Source organism: Sphingomonas radiodurans (assembly GCF_020866845.1).
Lineage (GTDB): Bacteria > Pseudomonadota > Alphaproteobacteria > Sphingomonadales > Sphingomonadaceae > Sphingomonas > Sphingomonas radiodurans.
In genome coordinates this window covers 3,034,775-3,051,109 of the sequence record NZ_CP086594.1, presented here as the reverse complement: position 1 = coordinate 3,051,109, position 16,335 = coordinate 3,034,775, and the positions used below count along the sequence as shown (strand labels likewise).

16 protein-coding genes are annotated in these 16,335 nt (G+C 66.3%); 12 read left to right on the top strand and 4 right to left on the bottom strand.

From position 1 onward, the window contains the following. Window positions 1–17: 17 nt before the first annotated feature. Together yidC and yihA are read left to right on the top strand one after the other, a co-directional pair. The gene (gene yidC / locus LLW23_RS14290; protein WP_228946164.1) at window positions 18–1,721 is read left to right on the top strand and encodes a membrane protein insertase YidC; all 1,704 of its coding nucleotides are present in this window, start codon (window positions 18–20) and stop codon (window positions 1,719–1,721) included. Further along, on the top strand, window positions 1,718–2,458 hold the full coding sequence (gene yihA, locus LLW23_RS14285) for a ribosome biogenesis GTP-binding protein YihA/YsxC (RefSeq protein ID WP_228946163.1): 741 nt from the start codon (window positions 1,718–1,720) through the stop codon (window positions 2,456–2,458). Before yidC ends, yihA begins: the two co-directional genes overlap by 4 nt. A gap of 16 nt (window positions 2,459–2,474) precedes the next feature. On the opposite strand, the gene LLW23_RS14280 is transcribed toward yihA, so the two are convergent. Then, entirely contained in the window at window positions 2,475–3,986 is a 1,512-nt protein-coding gene (locus LLW23_RS14280; protein ID WP_228946162.1) for a M20/M25/M40 family metallo-hydrolase, read from the bottom strand. 73 nt (window positions 3,987–4,059) lie between these two features. Here LLW23_RS14280 and LLW23_RS14275 point away from each other — a divergent pair, with 73 nt between their 5' ends. Both LLW23_RS14275 and dapE read left to right on the top strand, forming a co-directional pair. Further along, window positions 4,060–4,725 (top strand): glutathione S-transferase family protein, encoded by a 666-nt coding sequence (locus tag LLW23_RS14275; RefSeq protein ID WP_228946161.1) that lies wholly within the window; start codon window positions 4,060–4,062, stop codon window positions 4,723–4,725. Continuing rightward, window positions 4,722–5,840, top strand: coding sequence for a succinyl-diaminopimelate desuccinylase (dapE, locus tag LLW23_RS14270; RefSeq protein WP_228946160.1), 1,119 nt, complete (start codon window positions 4,722–4,724; stop codon window positions 5,838–5,840). Before LLW23_RS14275 ends, dapE begins: the two co-directional genes overlap by 4 nt. Here dapE and LLW23_RS14265 read toward each other — a convergent pair. The 3 genes from LLW23_RS14265 to LLW23_RS14255 are packed head-to-tail and all read right to left on the bottom strand — an operon-like array spanning window position 5,833 to window position 8,271. After that, window positions 5,833–6,327: a Smr/MutS family protein gene (locus tag LLW23_RS14265; protein ID WP_228946159.1), complete on the bottom strand. Its 495-nt coding sequence runs from the start codon at window positions 6,325–6,327 to the stop codon at window positions 5,833–5,835. The two genes, dapE and LLW23_RS14265, sit on opposite strands and share 8 nt — an antisense overlap. A gap of 25 nt (window positions 6,328–6,352) precedes the next feature. Continuing rightward, complete coding sequence (mltA, locus tag LLW23_RS14260; protein ID WP_228946158.1) at window positions 6,353–7,597, bottom strand: murein transglycosylase A; 1,245 nt, start codon at window positions 7,595–7,597, stop codon at window positions 6,353–6,355. Next, entirely contained in the window at window positions 7,594–8,271 is a 678-nt protein-coding gene (locus LLW23_RS14255; RefSeq protein ID WP_228948596.1) for a Tim44/TimA family putative adaptor protein, read from the bottom strand. The genes mltA and LLW23_RS14255 overlap by 4 nt, the downstream gene beginning before the upstream one ends. Window positions 8,272–8,393: 122 nt before the next feature. Between LLW23_RS14255 and secB the strand changes: the two genes are divergently transcribed. The 8 genes from secB to LLW23_RS14215 all read left to right on the top strand — a co-directional run bounded on the left by secB (window position 8,394) and on the right by LLW23_RS14215 (window position 16,311). Continuing rightward, window positions 8,394–8,906 carry a protein-export chaperone SecB gene (gene secB / locus LLW23_RS14250; RefSeq protein WP_228946157.1) on the top strand — a complete coding sequence of 171 codons (513 nt, stop codon included), beginning with the start codon at window positions 8,394–8,396 and terminating at the stop codon, window positions 8,904–8,906. Between the two features lie 272 nt (window positions 8,907–9,178). Next, window positions 9,179–10,738 (top strand): murein biosynthesis integral membrane protein MurJ, encoded by a 1,560-nt coding sequence (gene murJ, locus LLW23_RS14245; protein WP_228946156.1) that lies wholly within the window; start codon window positions 9,179–9,181, stop codon window positions 10,736–10,738. Window positions 10,739–10,747: 9 nt separating this feature from the next. Then, on the top strand, window positions 10,748–11,755 hold the full coding sequence (trpS, locus tag LLW23_RS14240; protein WP_228946155.1) for a tryptophan--tRNA ligase: 1,008 nt from the start codon (window positions 10,748–10,750) through the stop codon (window positions 11,753–11,755). Window positions 11,756–11,909: 154 nt separating this feature from the next. Continuing rightward, window positions 11,910–12,581 (top strand): metallophosphoesterase, encoded by a 672-nt coding sequence (locus LLW23_RS14235; RefSeq protein WP_228946154.1) that lies wholly within the window; start codon window positions 11,910–11,912, stop codon window positions 12,579–12,581. A gap of 18 nt (window positions 12,582–12,599) precedes the next feature. Further along, window positions 12,600–13,514, top strand: coding sequence for a 4-hydroxybenzoate octaprenyltransferase (ubiA, locus tag LLW23_RS14230; RefSeq protein WP_228946153.1), 915 nt, complete (start codon window positions 12,600–12,602; stop codon window positions 13,512–13,514). Between the two features lie 32 nt (window positions 13,515–13,546). Further along, complete coding sequence (locus LLW23_RS14225) at window positions 13,547–14,893, top strand: TldD/PmbA family protein (RefSeq protein WP_228946152.1); 1,347 nt, start codon at window positions 13,547–13,549, stop codon at window positions 14,891–14,893. After that, on the top strand, window positions 14,886–15,662 hold the full coding sequence (locus LLW23_RS14220; RefSeq protein ID WP_408641970.1) for a 3'(2'),5'-bisphosphate nucleotidase CysQ: 777 nt from the start codon (window positions 14,886–14,888) through the stop codon (window positions 15,660–15,662). The genes LLW23_RS14225 and LLW23_RS14220 overlap by 8 nt, the downstream gene beginning before the upstream one ends. Before the next feature lie 175 nt (window positions 15,663–15,837). Continuing rightward, the gene (locus LLW23_RS14215; protein WP_228946151.1) at window positions 15,838–16,311 is read left to right on the top strand and encodes a BLUF domain-containing protein; all 474 of its coding nucleotides are present in this window, start codon (window positions 15,838–15,840) and stop codon (window positions 16,309–16,311) included. Window positions 16,312–16,335: the final 24 nt, after the last annotated feature.

Here is a 16,335-nt window from a genome sequence, read left to right as displayed (position 1 = left end):
AAGGGGTTTGGGCGCACGTGAACAAAGACAATCAGAATTTCGTGCTGTTCGCGGTGCTGGCGGCACTGATCCTGTTCGGCTGGCCGCTGCTGCAGAACCAGTTCTTCCCGGTCGCCAATCCGCCGGTGACGAAGATCGCAGACGGCAAGACGACGGTCGTTCCGAACAAAGCCGCCGATCCCACCGCCGACACTCCGGCAGCGAACCGCGACCGGGCTCAGGTGCTACGCGAGACGCCGCGGGTGCAGATCGAGACGCCGACAATGCACGGCTCGATCAACCTGAAGGGCGCGCGGATCGACGATCTGGTGCTGAAGAACTACAAGGAGACGATCGCCAAGGACTCGCCGCCGGTGCGGTTGCTGTCGCCAGCGGGTGCGCCAGAGGCGTATTTCGCCGGCTTCGGCTGGCGTGACGATGGGCTTTCCCCACCGACCGCCGATACCGTGTGGACGGCATCGTCGCAGCTGCTGACGCCCGGCAAACCGGTGACGCTTACCGCTGCGAACGCCAAGGGCCAGCGCTTTGCGATCGAGCTGTCGGTTGACGACGGCTATATGTTCGCGATCAAGCAGACGGTGGCGAACGGCGGGGCCGGCGCGGTGCCCGTCGCTGCATACGGCCTCGTCAATCGCGCTGGTATTTCGAAAGATCCGGACAGCTGGACGATCCACGTCGGGCCGATGTCGGTCCACAACGACAAGGCCGATTACGACGTCAACTACGAGACGGTCGACGAGGGTACCCAGAAGTTCTCGACGACCGGCGGCTGGCTCGGTTTCGTCGACAAATACTGGCTGACTGCGCTGGTGCCTGATCAGGCACGGCCGTTCGACGGGCAGTTTCGTTCGGGCGCCAGCAAGGCGTATCAAGGCGATTACACCAGCAACGCACAATTGCTGCAGCCTGGCCGAGTGACCTCGCAAACGAGCCGCTTCTTCGCCGGCGCCAAGGAAGTGCGGTTACTTGATAGATACACCGACAGCGGGATCGCGCCGCGCCTCGATTATGCGATGGACTGGGGTTGGTTCCGGCTCGTCGAGAAGCCGATCTTCTATTATCTCGACTGGCTGTTCCGGATGCTCGGCAATTTCGGCGTGGCGATCATCCTGCTGACGCTGACGATCCGGCTGCTCATGTTCCCGATCGCGCAGCGCCAATTCGCCTCAATGGCGAACATGCGTGCCGTCCAGCCCAAGATGAAGGCGATCCAGGATCGCTACAAGGACGACAAGCCGCGGATGCAGCAGGAGATCATGGCGCTGTATAAGACCGAGAAGGTCAATCCGCTCGCCGGCTGCGCCCCGACGCTGCTCCAGATCCCCGTCTTCTACGCGCTGTACAAGATGCTGATGTTGACGATCGAGATGCGGCACCAGCCGTTCGTCGCGTGGATCAAGGATTTGTCGGCGCCCGATCCGCTGACGCCGGTGAACCTTTTCGGCCTGCTCGCCTTTACCCCGCCGGCGTTCCTCGCGATCGGCATCGTTCCGATCCTGCTGGGCATCAGCATGTACTTCCAGTTCAAGCTAAACCCGGCGCCGATGGACGACACGCAGAAGCAGATCTTCTCGCTAATGCCCTGGGTGCTGATGTTCGTGATGGCGCCGTTCGCAGTTGGCCTGCAGGTGTATTGGATCACCTCTAACGTGCTGACGATCCTGCAGCAGAAGCTGCTCTACGCTCGACATCCGGGCCTTAAGGAAGCCCCCGCGAAATGACCGATCCTCTCCAGCACGAGGAGGGAGACCACTCGGTGCAGCCGAATGGCGAAGTTGTGCCGCCAGAAACGACATTGCCCACGCAAGCTCCCCTCCAGGAGCCTTCTCATTCCGATGAGGCAATTGAACTGGCGCGAAAGATCTTTGCCGGTCGGATCGAGTTCCTGAAGTCTGCCCCTGCCCTTACCTTCCTCCCCGACCCATCGGTGCCGGAAATTGCCTTCGCGGGCCGCTCGAACGTCGGAAAATCATCGCTGCTCAATGCGCTCACGGGGCGCAAGTCGCTCGCGCGCACGTCGGTTACTCCCGGGCGAACGCAGGAGCTCAACTACTTCGACGTCGGCGAGCCGCTCGTGTTTCGACTCGTCGACATGCCCGGCTACGGTTTTGCCAAGGCGCCGAAGGATATCGTTCGTAAATGGCGATATCTGGTCAACGATTTCCTGCGCGGGCGGCAAGTGCTGAAGCGTGCGCTGGTGCTGATCGACGCGCGCCACGGCATCAAGGATGTCGATCGCGAGATCCTCGAGATGCTCGATAAAGCCGCGGTCAGCTATCGTATGGTGCTCACCAAGGCCGACAAGATCAAGGCGAGCGACCTTGCCGAGGTGACCGAGCGGACGATTGCGGAGGCGCGCAAGCGGCCAGCCGCGCACCCCGAGATCATCGCCACCTCTGCGGAAAAGGGAATGGGAATCCCCGAACTGCGCGCCGCGGTGATCGAGTCGATCGGCTGAGGCTATTTCCGTAGGATCAGCCGGTCGCGGCGATCTGGTAGAGGAAGTCGGCGAACCCGACCGTCGCCGCGTCATAGCCGAGCACCTTGGGATTGCTGCTCTCGATCAGCAGATATTCGTCGGGTGCATGAGCGCCGTTTCCATGGCCAAGGCCAAACTGCCCCGCCGGCAAGGACACCGGCGGACCGGTGAAGATATACCCCGGCCAGCTGCCGGCCAGCCGCGGATAAAGTGTCGTCTTGATGCCGGCGCGCTCGTACGTCGCGCGTTCGGCCTTGATCAGACCCGACTCTTCGGCAGTTTCGGTGGGGTCGTAACCGCCCGACACGTTCACCGCGACATCGGCAAATCCGCGCTTGGCGAGATGCGCCCGCAGCTTGGCAATACAGTCCTCGGCGGTCTGGTTGGGCACCAGTCGCATGTCGATCTTCGCCGTCATCTTGGCGGGCAGGATCGTCTTCCCACCGGGGCCGGTGTAACCGCCGACAAGCCCTTCGATGTTGACCGTCGGCATTGCCGCGAGCCGCTCCAGCGTCTCCTGCCAGCTCGTGTCGCCGATCCACTTCTTGACGCCCGCCTGGCGCAATTCGTCGGCCGAGCTGCGCGACCGCGCGCTCTCGGCGATCAGCGCTTTCTCGCGGGCGGTAAGCGGGCGGACCTTTTCGAACCAGCCGTCGATCGCAGGCGTGTTGCCGTCGGGCGTGACGAGCGTCTGCAACGCCTGAACGAGCCGCCACGCGGGCGCATCGATGATCGCCTTCATGCTCGAATGAATGTCGCGCGTCGGGCCGCGATCCCACTTCTCGGCGGAGGCGACCAGTTCGAGCTCGATCATCCCCTTGGCGCCGAGATTGATCGCGATGTCGCCGCTTGTGGGATCTTGCCACATCGAGGGGATGATCACGCCGCTGCACTTCTTGAGCGCAGCGAGCACCTCGGGCCGCTGCACCACCTGCATGAAGTGCGGCGAGCCGATCTCCTCCTCGCCCTCAGCAACCAGCACGAGGTTTACCGGCAGCCGAACGCCGGAGCGCTTGAATGCGATGAGCGCAGCGAGCACGGCGCTCTGCGGCCCCTTCTGGTTGATCGCGCCACGCCCGACGAGCGCCCTCCCGAGGCCCGGCTTGTCGATGATCCGCCCCTCAAGCGGCGGAGACGTCCATTCGGACGCATCGAACTGCTTCACGTCGTACATGAAATAGAGGCCGAGCGTCTTGGCCGCGCCATTGTTCATCGTCGCGAACACACCGGGGGCGCCATCGGTCGGCATGGTGACTGCTTGTTGGAAGCCGGCTTCCTTCGCGAGCCGCACCATCAGGGCTGCGCCCTTGTCCATGTCGCGATTCTCCGCGGCGATCGAGGGGAGCGCAATCCATTCGCGCAGGCGCGCAATGGCCTCGTCATGGCCCTGCCCTACAGCCGCTGCGATCTTCGCCATGTCGCCGCTCTGCGCTGCCTGCGCCCCCGGTGCGAACATCGCCGCCCCCAGCATCGCCCCACCCAGCAATCCGCGCCGATCCGTTTCCATGATCTTGCCCCCGTTGTTTTGATTCTGCGGCGAATGTTGCACGCGGCGGCTGCGGGCTCTACCCCCGCGAGCCATGAAATTGATCATCGGCAATAAGGCCTACTCCTCCTGGTCGCTGCGCGGCTGGCTCGCCTGCAAGCAGTCCGGCTTGCCGTTCGAGGAAGTCGTCGTCCCGCTGTACGACCAGGATTGGGACCGGCGGCGGGAGGGGGATGAATTCGCGCCGTCGTCGGGCAAAGTGCCGATCCTTTGGGATGGCGAGGCGGTGGTGTGGGACAGCCTGGCGATCGTCGAATATCTCGCCGACAAGGTCGGGCGTGAGCGGTTCTGGCCGGCGGATGAGGCGGCACGCGCGATGGCGCGGTCGATGGCGGCGGAGATGCATTCGAGTTTTGCCGCGCTGCGCCGTGAGCACAGCATGAACATTCGCCAGATCCATGCCCCAGTGCCGCCGTCCGAGGCGGTGCAACACGACCTGTTGCGAATGATGGAGCTTTGGGCGCAGGCGCGGGCTAGATTCGGCGGCAACGGCGCGTTTTTGTTCGGCGAGTTCGGCGCGGCCGACATCATGTTCGCCCCGGTCTGCACGCGGATCATCACCTATTCGCTGCCCGTCGCGCGGTTTGCGGTGCCGTATATTGAGGCGGTGTTGACGCATCCGTTTATGCAGGACTGGATCGCCGGGGCGCAGGAAGAGGAATGGGTGATCGAGCAGTTCGAGCAGCCCGCAACCGCATGACCGACCCGGTAGCGCTCGCGACGGCGCTGCTTGCTTGCGAGAGCGTGACGCCGGCGCGCGGCGCGGTATTCGACGTGCTGGAGGCGGCGCTGGTGCCGCTCGGGTTTGCGGTCGAGCGCTTCGTTGCGGGCGAGGCGCCTGACGGGCCAGTCGAGAATTTGCTTGCAATTCGTGGTGATTACGGGCCGCACTTCGCGTTTGCTGGGCATCTGGATGTGGTGCCGCCAGGCCCGGGCTGGACCAGCGGGGCGTTTGCGCCGGAGGTGCGCGACGGGCTGCTGTATGGCCGCGGGGCTGTCGACATGAAGGGGGCGATCGCGGCGTTTGTCGCTGCGGCCGGGCGCGTCGACGGGCCGGGCGTCACCAGCCTGATCATCACTGGTGACGAGGAAGGGCCGGCGACGTTCGGGACGCGGGCACTGATCGATCGCATGGCCGAGCGCGGGGTGCGGCCGGATTTTTGCCTGGTGGGGGAGCCCACGTCGGCGGCGCGGCTGGGCGACATGATCAAGATCGGGCGGCGTGGCTCGGTGAATATCTGGATCGATGTGCCCGGGCGGCAAGGTCATGTCGCCTATCCGCACCTGGCGGACAATCCGATTCCCAAGCTGGTGGCGACGCTGGCCGAGATCGACGCGCTCGTGCTCGACGCGGGAAGTGACTGGTTTCAGGCGTCTAATATCGAAGTGACGGACATCACCGTCGGCAATCCGGCGACGAACGTGATCCCGGCAAAGGCGTCGGCGCGGCTGTCGATCCGCTTCAACGACCTGCATCGCGGCGAAGACCTAGCGCAGCGCATTACCGCGATCGTGCGGCGGCATGCGCCAGAGGCTGTGGTGGAGGCGCGGATTTCAGGAGAGGCGTTTCTGACCGAGCCGGGCAAGCTTTCCGCGATCGTATCCAGCGCGATCGAGGCACGAACCGGGATCGTGCCGGAACTGTCGACGACGGGCGGAACGTCGGATGCGCGGTTCCTGTCGGCGCTGTGCCCGGTGGTGGAATTCGGACTTATCAATGCGACGATGCACAAGCTGGACGAGGCTGTCGCGGTCGAGGATTTGCAGGTCCTCACAGATGTTTACGAGGACATACTACGGCGCGTCTTCAACTGACGGCAGCGCCCTTGGGCCGCCGCAAAATGATGTAGAGCGCGCCCTGCCCGCCGTGCCGCGGGTGCGCGTTGCGGACGGCGGCGATGGCGCTGGCGTGGCGGGAGGCGGCTAGCCAGTCGCCGATCGCCGCGCGGATGGCGCCGCGGGCGTGCGGGCGTTCGCTTTCGGGGCGCGGCGGCTTGCCCGTCACGAGCAAAATAACACGGTCTTTCCGTGATATAGCGCGCGCCAAGGCACCGTCCAGCAAATCATGCGCCGAATGAAGCGTGTGGCCGTGAAGGTCGATCGTCACATCGGGCACGACCATGCCGCGCGACAGGCGCTTGTCCCACCCGCCATCGAGGGTGATTCCCGGGGCTGCGGCGGGGATTTTCGGAGGCAAAGCCGGGGCGAGCGACACGCGAATCTTTGGGTTGAGCGTCGCTTTAACGAGCGGTTCCGGAGTTTTTTGTACAGCGACCGCACGCAGCGGACGAACGCTCGCCATCACCCGCGCCCAAAGCGCGGCTTCGTCAAGGGCGAGGCTGCGCGACACCGAGCCGAGCCAGCGTGCCAACGGGCAAAAGCAGGAAGGCGGTGCCGCGTGCGCTCATGCCGCCAGCGATCGCGCGTGCCTCGGCGCCAGCACCCCAGAAGGTGTCGAAGCGGTTGGTGCCCTTGATCGCGCCGCCGGTATCCTGCGCCACCCACAGCCCGGTCGCGTCGGTGCGATCCATCGACAGGAACACCGGCGCGCCGAGCGGCACGAAGCGCGTGTCGGCGGCGACCGTCGCTTGATCCGACACGGGCAGGCCCATCGCGCCGAGCGGCGGGCCATCGAGCAGGCGGAAGAAGACGTAGCTCTTGTTCTCGCGCATGATCGCGCGGCCCTGCTCGGGATTGGCGTGGAGCCAAGCAACGATGCCCTGCATGCTCGCCTGGCCCGGCGCGAGCAGGCCGCGATCGCGCATCAGCTTGCCGATCCCGGTATAGTCCCGGCCGTTCTGGCTTTCGTAGCCGATCCGAAGGATTTCGCCGCTCGGCAGGCGCACGAGGCCAGAGCCCTGGACCTGAAGGAAGAACAGCTCGACCGGATCGGCGGCATAGCCGAGGATGCGCGCCTTGCCGGTGAGCGCGCCCTGCTCGATCGCGGTGCGATCGAAATAGGGCACGAAGTTGCTGCCATCGACGCGGCCGCGGATCTTCTTGCCCTTCAGCTCGGTCGAGAACAGGCCGAGATCGACATCGACCAGATCGGTCGGCCGGGCGTAGATCGGGGCGTAGCCGTCACGATATTCGCGCGAGCCGGCGATTTCGGGGATGTAATAGCCAGTCGCGAAGGCCTTGCCGTCGCCGACCTGCACGCTTTCAAAGAAGCGGGTGAAGAAGCCGCGTGGATCGCCCGAGGCGCCGGCCGCGGCATCGCACGCCGGCTTCCAATCGGAACCGCGGGTCAGCCCGGTCGGATCGGTGCGGCGGACCAGCGACGGGCAGGAGATGCGGAAGGCAGCAAGCGCGCGGGCGGCGCTGTCACCGGTGAGCGGCAGGCTGGCGATCGGGGGCCCGGCGACCACGCCGGCGGTTGCCGCGGTGATCGCGCCGGTAGCAGTTGCCGCAGCGACTGGCGAGATGGGTGTCGCCGATACCGGCTGGCGGACGGCCCCGGTCGTCGTGGGCGGTGGAACGCGTGGGCCGGCCGTGGGAGGCGCCACGCCGCCGACGCATGCCGACAGCGCCAGCGCCGCGGCCAGCGTGGAAACTCGACGAAGCGTCTTCACGCCTCGTCGGTGTCCGCGAGCTTCCAGTTCGGATCGCTGCTGCGCAGCGTGCGCGCGAACGTCCATACGTCGTGAGTCTCGACCGCGTCGGTTGTCGACCCAGCGATGACGTTGCCGTCGGCGTCGCGCGTCACCGCAGCGATATCGGCATCGAAGCGTACGGTGATCCGCGCTTCTTTGCCTTGCAGCGAGGCGGCGGTGATCATGGCGCGCTCGATCGAGACGAGGCGGTTGGCAAGAACCTGACCAGATTCGTTGCGCGCAGCGATCGCCTCGCCGAACGCAGCGGCAACTTCGGGGGCGACGAGTTCGCGGAGCGTTGCCTCGTCTCCAGCCCAATAGGCTTCGAGGATCATGCGGTACGCAGCCTGCGCGCCCTCAACGAAGCGGACGACGTCAAAGCCCGATTCGGCGCCAACGATCGCGCGAATGCCGGCTTCGGCATTGCCCTCGAACGGGCGTGGTGCGGTATCGCGGACTTCGCGGACCGGCTCGGCAGCGCGCGGCAATGCCGTGGAGGCGACACGCTCTTCCGCCGGTTTCGGCAATGGCTGTTCATGGCCGGTGCGTTTGCCGAGCACCGAATAGAGCCGGAGCGCAAGAAACGCCGCCACCATGGCGAGTAAGACGATGTAGAAAGTCACTCGGCCTCCGATACACTGGGTCTCCAACATAGGCGCCAACGCGCCGTCTTTCAAATGGGTGCTGGCGTTGAAGTGACGTCGACCGCCTGCTACGCGGCGCGACACTGCGTGCGGCCGTGCCGCGCGACGATCAATCCTTGAGGAACGACGACATGGACGAGCAGGATTTTGGCGCCGAGACCCCATCGACTCCCCAGCCGAACGGCATGGATACCGCCCCTGCCGTCGGACTTATCTCACAATATGTGAAGGACTTGTCGTTCGAGAACCCGAACGCGCCGGGGGTGTTCCAGAACACGCAGGGGCCGGAAATCAACGTGCAGTTCGACATCGCATCGAACCAGGTGGCGGAAGATGCCTTCGAGGTGACGCTGAAGATCGATGTTCGCGCCGAGAACGACGGCCGCGTCACTTTTCTGGTCGAGCTGGCCTATGCTGGGCTATTCGGGCTGCGCAACGTGCCGGAAGATGCGATTCAGCCCTTCCTGCTCGGCGAAGCGCCGCGGCTGCTGTTCCCCTTCGCGCGCCGCGTGGTGGCCGACACGATCCGAGACGGCGGCTTCCCGCCGCTGCTGCTGGAGCCGATCGACTTCAACGCGTTGTACCATCAGCAGTCGGCGCAGCGGGATGCGCAGCTGGCGGCGGGGAATTTCGGGCAGGCTTGATTCTGATACCTCCGTTCGTGCTGAGGAAGCATTGAGCTTGTCGAAATGCGGTCTCGAAGCACATGCCCTTCGAGACGGCACTTCGCCTTCGGCTCAGCACCTCCTCAGGGCGAACGGATGGGGGACAGCCTGGGCCAACATCCCTCGATACGGGCTCTCGACTGCGCTCGATCCCTACTCGGGACGAACGGGTGCGGCGGGCGAACGGGGGTGGCGTGTGACGGACCAGTGGGGCGTGTGACGAACGGCTTTAGCGCCAACGGAGTAATCGCATGAACCTCGCCCGTGCGCTCGGATCGGTCGGTGGGCTGACGCTTGCCAGCCGGATCCTCGGGCTGGTGCGCGATTCGCTTTTCGCGCGGTTCGTTGGCGCGGGGTTTGCGTCGGATGCGTTCCTGATCGCGTTTCGGCTGCCCAACATGTTTCGCGCGCTGTTTGCCGAGGGTGCGTTTTCGGCGGCGTTCATTCCGATGTTTAACCGCAAGGTGGGGGACATGGAGGGGCGTGGGCTGCCCGATGGGGTGGCGTTCGCGAGCAACGCGCTGTCGGTGCTGCTGCCGGCGCTGATCGTGTTCACGATCGTGATGGAGCTGGCGGCGTGGCCGGTGACCTGGGTGCTGTCGGGCGGGTTCAACGATGCCAACCCGGCGCAGTTCGCCTTCGCGGTCGAGCTGTCGCGGATCACCTTTCCTTATCTGATGCTGATCAGCCTGGTGTCACTGCTGGGCGGGATGCTCAATTCGCTGCATCGTTTCTGGGTCGCGGCCGCCGCGCCGATCCTGCTGAACCTCACGCTGATCGCGGCGCTGTTGTTCTTTCACGAGACCGAGCCGCTGCTCACCGCGCGCAATCAGGCGATCGGCGTGACGGTGGCGGGGGCGCTGCAATTGCTGTGGCTGATCTGGGCGTGCCGGCAGGCGGGCGTTTCGTTGCAGCTCAAGCGGCCAACGCTCAATCCCGAGGTGAAGCGGCTGTTGTCGCTGATCTGGCCTGCCGCCGCGGGCGCGGGGGCGGTGCAGATCAACCTCGTCGTTTCTACTGCGCTGGCCGCGAGCCTGCTGTCGTCGGGATCGGTGAGCTACATCTATTTCGCCGACCGGCTGAACCAGCTGCCGCTCGGGCTGATCGGGATCGGGCTGGGCACGGTGCTGCTGCCGACGATCTCGGCGCAGCTCGGCCGCGGCGAGGAGGTGGCGGCGATGGAGACGCAGAACCGCGGGCTCGAGCTGGCGCTGTTCCTCACCCTGCCCGCGACCGCGGCGCTGGTGCTGTGCGGGCAGCCGATCGTAGCGGCACTGTTCCAGCATGGCGCGTTCACGCCGGTCGATACGATCAATACCGCGCAGGCGCTGGCGGCGTTCTCGATCGGGCTGCCGTCGTACATCCTCGTCAAGGTGCTGACGCCGGGGTTCTACGCGCGCTCGGACACGCGCACGCCGGTGCGGTTCGCGACGATCTCGATGGTGGTGAACCTCGTGCTCAACCTCGCGCTGATCAAGCCGCTGGGGCACATGGGGCCGCCGCTGGCCACCGCACTCGCCTCGACCGTCAATGTCGCCTTGCTGTGGCGCGCGCTGGTGGCGCGCGGGCATTTCGTGGCGGACGCGCAGTTGCGGCGGCGGGCGTGGCGGCTCGCGCTCGCCGCGGTGCTGATGGGCGTGGTGATGTGGTTCGCGAACGATCTGTTCCAGCCCTATACGACGGGGCCGAGCCTGCACCGCTGGGGGGCGATGCTGGTGCTGGTCAGCGCGGGCGCGCTCGTCTACTTCGCCGCGACCTTCCTGTTCGGCGCGTTTCGGCTGGCCGACGTGAAGCGGTTAGTTCGTCGATAGGATCGTTTCATGCGCGTCGTTTCGGGCATCAAGCCCACCGGTAACCTTCACCTCGGCAATTATCTCGGCGCGGTGAAGCAGTGGGTGGCGATGCAGGACGAGATCCAGGCCGCCGGCGGTGAGACGATGTATTTCATCGCCGACCTCCACGGGCTGACCGAGTTCATCGCGCCGGCGGACCTCACCGCGCAAACGATCGAGATGACCGCGACGCTGGTCGCGGCGGGGATCGACCCCGAGCGATCGATCCTGTTCAACCAGACGCGCGTGCCGGCGCATAGTGAGCTGGCGTGGCTGCTGAACAATGTCGCGCGGGTCGGCTGGCTGAACCGGATGACGCAGTTCAAGGACAAGGCGGGGAAGAACCGCGAGGGTGCCTCGGTCGGGCTCTACGATTATCCGGTGCTGATGGCGGCGGACGTGCTGCTGTACAATGCGACGCACGTGCCGGTCGGGGACGACCAGCGCCAGCATCTCGAACTGGCGCGCGATATCGCGACGAAGTTCAACCTCGATTATGCGACCGAGCTGTTCACCCTGCCGGAACCGCTGATCAGTAAGGCCGCGCCGCGGATCATGAGCCTGCGCGATGCGTCGGCCAAGATGTCGAAATCCAACCCGTCGGAGCAATCGGTGTTGAAGCTGATCGATGGCGACGACGTGATCGCAGACAAGTTCCGCAAGGCGAAGACCGATCCCGAGGCGCTGCCCGATAGCTGGGAGGCGCTGGAGGGCCGGCCGGAGGCGCGCAACCTGGTGACGATCTTCGCGGCGCTGGCGGATCGCACGCCCGAGGATGTGGTGGCGGAGTTCGCCGGCCAGGGGTTCGGGCAGTTCAAGCCGGTGCTGGCGGATCTGGCGGTGGCCAAGCTCGCGCCGATACGCGACGAGATGCTGCGGCTGCTCGACGACCGCGGGGCGATCGACGCTATTCTGGCGCGGGGTGCGGAGAAGGCGCGTGACCTGGCGGCGCCGGTGCTGGCGCAAACGCAGCGCGCGATGGGTTTGCTCGCCTAGGTGGCACGATTGTGACACCGAATGGTTTGTGCCACGTTTAGGGTAACGACGATAATCGAGAGGCTTTCCCATCTTCCAGGCGCTTCGTAACCTCGGCCGGCGCGATCGGGCACCGAGCACGGCGCGTGGCGAGCGGATCTATGCCGTCGGGGACGTGCACGGGCGCGTCGACCTGCTCGACGAACTCTGGGGGATGATCGCGGCGCATTCGGCCGCGCGGCCGGCGCCGCGAACGATGCACATCATCTTCCTGGGCGACATCGTCGATCGCGGGCCCGACTCGCGCGGCGCGCTGCAGTGGCTCGATCGGATGCGGCACGAGGCGCCGGGCGTGGTGACGCTGCTGGGCAATCACGAGGAAATGATCATCCGGACCTGCGAGCGCGATCCGATGATGTTCGCCAACTGGATGCGCAATGGCGGCGAGGAAGCGGCGGCGAGCTTCGGGCTGGCGCCGTTCGATGGCGAGGATGCGGGCGACTATATCGAGCAGCTGCGTGCCGCGGTGACGCCCGAGTGGATCGAGTGGATGCGCAGCTGGCCGCTGACTGCAACGTCGGGTGATTATTTCTTCTGCCATGCCGGGGTGAAGCCGGGGGTCGCGCTGCGCAAGCAGCAGCGCCGCGACTTGCTGTGGATCCGCGAGGAATTCCTCGACGATCCGCGCGATCATGGCGCGGTGATCGTTCACGGCCATACGATCACGCCGAAGGTGGAAATGCCGGGCAACCGCATCGGGGTGGACACCGGCGCGTATCAATCGGGCGTGCTGAGCGCGGTGTATCTCGAGGACAGCAAGGTCGAGGTGCTGGCGACGGGACGCTAGCGGCGATAGGAGGCGCGGGTGACCGCCCATCCTGACATTACCCCGGACAGCGAGCATCGCGGGCTTGTCGCCGCTTTGCCCGCTGCGATCCGGCCGTTCGCTTTGCTCGCCCGGTTCGACCGGCCAATCGGCTGGTGGCTGTTGTTCTGGCCGGGCGCGTGGGCGGTGGCGCTGGCGGGGGCGGCGATCGAGCGCTGGGATCTGATCGCGTGGCTGCTGGCGGGCAGCATCGCGATGCGCGGCGCTGGGTGCGTGTACAACGACATCATCGACCGCGAGCTCGACGCGAGCGTCGCGCGGACGCGATCGCGGCCGATCGCGTCGGGCGCGGTGTCGGTGCGGGCGGGATGGGTGTGGCTGGCGCTGCTGTCGCTCCTCGGGTTCGTCGTGCTGCTGCAGTTGCGGCTCGATACGGCGATCCTGGCGGTGGCGAGCCTTGGACTGGTCGCGGCCTATCCGTTCATGAAGCGCATCACGTGGTGGCCGCAGGCGTGGCTGGGGCTGGTATTTTCCTGGGCGGCGCTGGTCGGGTGGTTGGACTCGTGGGGATCACTCGCAGCGCCGGGGCTGCTGCTGTACGCCGGGTCGATCGCGTGGGTGATCGGCTATGACACGATCTATGCGCTGCAGGATCGCGAGGACGATGCGCTGATCGGGGTGCGATCGTCGGCGTTGCGGATGGGGCGGCACGTGCGCGGCGGGACGGCGGTTTGCTACGCCGCGGCGCTGGCGCTGTGGGGCGCGGCATTGTGGCTGCGGCGGCCCGATCCGCTGGTGATGCTGGCGTTGCTGCCGGTGGGGCTGCACCTGGTGTGGCAAGTCGCGACGCTGCGGCCGGACGATGGCGCGGGGGCGCTGGCGCGGTTCCGCGCCAACCGCTTTGCGGGGTTGCTGATGTTCCTGGCGTGCGTGGTGGTTGGGACGAGGCTCTAGCAACCGGCGGCGGCGCGCCCTAAGTCGGCCGGATGCTTAGTCCGACCGAGGCGCAGGAACGCGCCGCCGATATCGTTGCCCGTGCTACCAGGGCGGGGGCAGACGCCGCCGACGCCGTGTTCGCCGCCGATGCCTCGACCGAGATTTCGGTCCGCCTCGGCGAGCTGGAGGATGTGGGGCGTTCCGAGAGCGAGGATCTGGGGTTGCGCGTATTCGTCGGGCAACGCTCGGCGAGCGTTTCGACGTCCGACCTATCGCCGCAAGCGCTCGATGCGCTGGTCGAGCGCGCGGTCGCGATGGCGCGCGAGGCGCCGGAAGATCGCTGGGCGGGGCTTGCGCCAGAGGCGCGGCTGATGAAGGGCGCGCCGCCGCTGCTCGATCTGGACGATGCCGGTGAGGTTTCGCCGGCCGAATTGCGCGCGGCGGCACTCGAGGCGGAAGAGGCGGCACGCGCGGTTGCCGGCGTCACCAACAGCGAAGGCGGCGGGGCGAGTGCCTCGCACAGCCTGTGGGCGCTCGCGACCAGCCACGGCTTTGCCGGCGCCTATTCAACTACGGGCTACGGCCTGTCCGCCAGCGTGATCGCAGGTGAAGGCAGCGGGATGCAGCGCGATTACGCGTTCACCTCTTCAAGGCACCGCAACCGGCTCGATACGCCGGCCGAGATCGGACGGCGTGCCGGCGAGCGCGCGGTGGCGCGGTTGAACCCGGCGAAGATGGAAAGCGCGGCGCTGCCGGTGGTGTTCGACCCACGCGTCGGTGCCGGGTTGCTCGGGCATCTGACGGGCGCGATCTCGGGCCAGGCAATCGCGCGGCGGACGAGCTTCCTGCTCGAGGCGATGGGCACTGCAGTATTCGCGCCGGGCATCACGATTTCGGACGATCCGCACCGTCCGCATGGGCTGCGCTCGCGGCCGTTCGATGGCGAGGGGCTTCCGGTGTCGCCGACGGCGATCGTCGAGGACGGTGTGCTCGAGACGTGGCTGCTAGATTCGGCTTCGGCGCGGCAGCTCGGGCTGGAACCGACCGGCCATGCCGCTCGCGGCATCGCCGGGGCGCCAGGCGTGACGACCAGCAACCTCTTCATGCACGCCGGGCACGTGACGGTCGCGACACTGATCGGCGATATCGTGCGCGGCGTCTATGTCACCGAGCTGATCGGCCAGGGCGTGAATGGCGTGACGGGCGATTACAGCCGCGGCGCCGCGGGCTTCCTGATCGAGAACGGCGAGATTACCCGCCCGGTCGCCGAGTTCACCATCGCGAGCAACTTGAAGGATATGTTCGCCAATCTGACGCCGGCGAACGACCTGGAATTCCGCTATGGCACCAACGTGCCAACGGTGCGGATCGACGGGATGACCGTAGCTGGTGGATGATCTGGCGGCAGCGATCGCGGCCGTCACGCGGGAAGCCGGGCAGCTCGCGCTGGCGCATTATCAGACCGATTTCGCGCGGTGGGAGAAGGCGCCGGGCGATCCGGTTAGCGAGGTCGATCTCGCCGTCAACAAGCTGCTGCGCGCGCGGCTGTCGGCGCTGCTGCCCGATGCGGGCTGGCTTTCCGAGGAAACCGCCGACCGGCCCGATCGGCTGGCGTGCGAGCGGCTCTGGGTGGTCGATCCGATCGATGGCACGCGCGATTATATCCGCGGGCGGCCCGGCTGGGCGGTGTCCGTGGCGCTGGTGGAGCATGGCCGGGCGGTGATCGGGGTGCTCGACGCGCCGGCGCGCGACGAGGTGTGGCTGGCGCAGGCAGGGCGCGGCGCGACGCTGAACGGACGCGCGCTCGCGGCGAGCACGCGCGACACACTGAACGGCGCGCGCGTGCCGACCGACGCGCTGCCGAAGATGAGCATCGAACTGACGCGGGTCGAGAAGCCCAATTCGATCGCGCTGCGCATGGCGATGGTCGCCGACGACCGCGCGGACCTAGCGGCGACGCTGCGCTGGGGGCATGAGTGGGACATTGCGGCGGCGGCGCTGATCGCGATCGAGGCCGGCGGGCTGGCGACGGACGCGCTGGGCGGCGCGCTGGTGTTCAACAAGCCAAGCCCGCAGGCGTTCGGGGTGATCACCAGCAGCCGCGGAATCCACGCGGCGGCGGTGGACTGGCTGTCGGAGCGGGCGCGGGCGATTTTGGGCGCTTAAGCGCAGCGGATGTCACGGCGAAGCCTCAACAGAATTCGCTGCCTCCGAATGCTTTCAGCAGGCGTCACACGGGCGATCGGCCACTGCTTCCTTACATAGATCAAACGGATGCGCTAACTCGGCACGGAGCCACGGGTGGTACAGCCTGCCCGATCCAGACAAAGCGAGCCAATCCATGTTCGACGAATACGGTTTCCCGGGCGACGCTGATGTCGATCCTGCCGCGCCGACGCTTTATACCTTCGTCTATTGCAGTCGTGCCGCAGAAGGCGTCGACGAGGCCGAGGTCCACCGGCTCATCGAAGCGGCGCAACGCCATAACCACGACCACGGCATCACTGGCGTGCTGGTGTTCGGCAGCGGCGTTTTTTTCCAGTGGATCGAGGGGCCGGGGGCCGAAGTGCAGAAGCTGATCGCGAGCCTGCATGGCGATCCGCGCCATTACGATATCGTCGAACTCGACCGGAGTGAGGATAAGCGCGAGCGCCTGTATCCAAGCTGGGAGATGGAGCGGGTCGATGCGGACAATATTCGTGCGGTGCTGGAGGACGCGCTCGATAGCGCCGAGGAGGAGCATAACATTGCGGCGTTGACGCGGATCTTGGCGCACCTCGATACGCAGCCGCTGGATACGCTCGGGCGAGATTGATCCGACGGCCGCGCGTCACCTCGG

Bases quoted from the DNA above. Each gene is read 5' to 3' on its own strand.
- murJ (WP_228946156.1), top strand. From the start codon at position 9,179: ATGAACCTCGCCCGTGCGCTCGGATCGGTCGGTGGGCTGACGCTTGCC.
- dapE (WP_228946160.1), top strand. From the start codon at position 4,722: ATGACCGACCCGGTAGCGCTCGCGACGGCGCTGCTTGCTTGCGAGAGC.
- LLW23_RS14215 (WP_228946151.1), top strand. From the start codon at position 15,838: ATGTTCGACGAATACGGTTTCCCGGGCGACGCTGATGTCGATCCTGCC.
- trpS (WP_228946155.1), top strand. From the start codon at position 10,748: ATGCGCGTCGTTTCGGGCATCAAGCCCACCGGTAACCTTCACCTCGGC.
- LLW23_RS14265 (WP_228946159.1), bottom strand. From the start codon at position 6,327: ATGGCGAGCGTTCGTCCGCTGCGTGCGGTCGCTGTACAAAAAACTCCG.
- yihA (WP_228946163.1), top strand. From the start codon at position 1,718: ATGACCGATCCTCTCCAGCACGAGGAGGGAGACCACTCGGTGCAGCCG.
- LLW23_RS14275 (WP_228946161.1), top strand. From the start codon at position 4,060: ATGAAATTGATCATCGGCAATAAGGCCTACTCCTCCTGGTCGCTGCGC.
- LLW23_RS14255 (WP_228948596.1), bottom strand. From the start codon at position 8,271: ATGTTGGAGACCCAGTGTATCGGAGGCCGAGTGACTTTCTACATCGTC.
- secB (WP_228946157.1), top strand. From the start codon at position 8,394: ATGGACGAGCAGGATTTTGGCGCCGAGACCCCATCGACTCCCCAGCCG.
- LLW23_RS14225 (WP_228946152.1), top strand. From the start codon at position 13,547: ATGCTTAGTCCGACCGAGGCGCAGGAACGCGCCGCCGATATCGTTGCC.
- LLW23_RS14280 (WP_228946162.1), bottom strand. From the start codon at position 3,986: ATGGAAACGGATCGGCGCGGATTGCTGGGTGGGGCGATGCTGGGGGCG.